This is a genomic window from Mycobacterium sp. TH-M82, from assembly GCF_057473605.1.
The window spans coordinates 1-1,786 of record NZ_JBYCKY010000775.1; the positions used below are offsets into that span (position 1 = coordinate 1).

A 1,786-nucleotide genomic window follows, 5' to 3' on the forward strand; every position below is an offset into this window, starting at 1 on the left:
GGCGAAGTTCTCCACAAAGTTGGTATTGAGCTCCTCCCGCAATTCGGTGAGCGCCGCGTGGTTTTCGCGGTAGCGGGCCCGGTCCTCCTCGGCGATCGGCGGGTTGTCGACCGGCAAGATCCACTGCGGCGTGCGCTGGAACAGGTGCAGCTGCCCAACCGTGTCGACCACGGCGCCGACGATCTGGGCCGCCGACGATCCGGTGCCGATCACCCCGAGGCGGGTCCCGTCCAGCGCCGTGTCGTGGTCCCAGCGGGCGCTGTGGAACAGCCGGCCCGTGAAGTCGTCGAGTCCGTCGATGTCGGGATAGCGCGGGTGGTGCAGCACCCCGGTGGCGGCGATGACGACATCGGCCTCGTCCCGCGCTCCGGTGGATGTCTCAATGTGCCAACGGCTTCCGTCGTAGTCCAGGCGGCACACCTCGGCGCCGTAGCGGATCGCCGTATCGACGCCATACCGGCCGGCCACGGCCTGCAGGTAGGCGAGAATCTCCGCGCCCGGGGCGAACATGTGGCTCCACTCCGGGTTGGGCGCAAACGAGTAGCTGTACAGGTGGGCCGGCACATCGCAGGCGATGCCGGGGTAGGTGTTCTCCCGCCAGGTGCCGCCGAGCCGGTCGGCCTTCTCGTACACCGTCACGTCGGTGATGCCGGCCTCGCGCAGCTTGATCGCGGCGAGTAGCCCGGCCATCCCCGCTCCGATGACGATAAACCTCAGGTTGCGCACGTCAGACCTGCCTGGGTCGCAAACCGTCCAGCACCAGGGTTACGACGAAATCGGCGACTTCGGCCGCCGTGACACCGTCGTCGGTGGAGATCCGCCGGTGCGCCAGCTGGCCGATCAGCGCGGCGAGCGTGAATGCCACCATTCGCGGCGGAGCGACGACGACGTCGCCGCGGTCCTGGGCCATGACGGTGAAGGTTTCGATCTCGTCGATGAAACGCTCGTAGATGCCCCCGAGGTGCTTTTCGAAGCGGTCGCCGAGCGCGTAGGCATCCCGGAACAGCAACTTGACCGTGGCTTTGTCGGCTTCGAAGAACTCGAACACCGCCTTGACCGCCGTGCGGAACGGGGCATCGCCGCCGACGGCGCCGCCCTGTGCGGCCAGCGCGGCGGACACCTGTGCGCGAAGCGCCTCTTCCTCGACCGCCATCAGCGCGTGAAAGAGATCGTCCTTGTTGTCGAAGTACCAGTAGATCGAGCCGTAGGCCAGTTTGGCCTGCTTGGCAATGTCGGCGATGGTGGTGGCGTGAAAGCCCTTGCGGGCGAACACTTTTTTGGCAGCACCCAGAATCTGGCTGCGACGTGCGGACTTATCCTCGTCGCTGACCGCGCGCCGCCGGCGGGTGGTGACGCTCACCGCTGCACCAGCTCGTCGAGACGCTGCACCGCGTCGATGAACTCGTCGACCATGTCGAGCACCACGCTCTGGGCCGGCCGCACCTTGTCGAGGCAGCCCACGACCTGCCCGACAAAGTAGGTCGCCAGGTCGCGGGCCGGCGCCTCCGGCTTGGTGGCGGCCTGGTGTATACGCAGCTGTGGGTCGCCGATCAGCGCGCTCTGTAACGGCATGCCCAACGGGTCCGGGGTGTCGGACCGGTCCCACTCGTCGGTCCAGGCGGTGCGCAGCATCCGGGCCGGCTTGCCGGTCAACGACCGCGACCGCACAGTATCCGACGACGTGGCCGCCAGGAACTTCTCCTTGACCACCGCCGGCGTCTCGGCCTCCTCGGTGGTCAGCCACACCGACCCGCACCACACACCCTCGGCGCCCAACGCCAGGGCC

Annotated in this window: 3 protein-coding genes; all 3 read right to left on the reverse strand. The window is 67.8% G+C overall.

What is annotated here, in order from left to right:
- On the reverse strand, positions 1–726 hold a 726-nt coding region (locus tag AC2VON_RS23005), incomplete at its 3' end, for a flavin-containing monooxygenase (protein ID WP_486954918.1).
- A gap of 1 nt (position 727) precedes the next feature.
- Positions 728–1,360: a TetR/AcrR family transcriptional regulator gene (locus tag AC2VON_RS23010; RefSeq protein ID WP_486954919.1), complete on the reverse strand. Its 633-nt coding sequence runs from the start codon at positions 1,358–1,360 to the stop codon at positions 728–730.
- Positions 1,357–1,786, reverse strand: a 430-nt coding sequence (locus AC2VON_RS23015; protein ID WP_486954920.1) for an NAD(P)H-dependent flavin oxidoreductase, incomplete at its 5' end; no start/stop codon positions are given. The genes AC2VON_RS23010 and AC2VON_RS23015, both read right to left, overlap by 4 nt.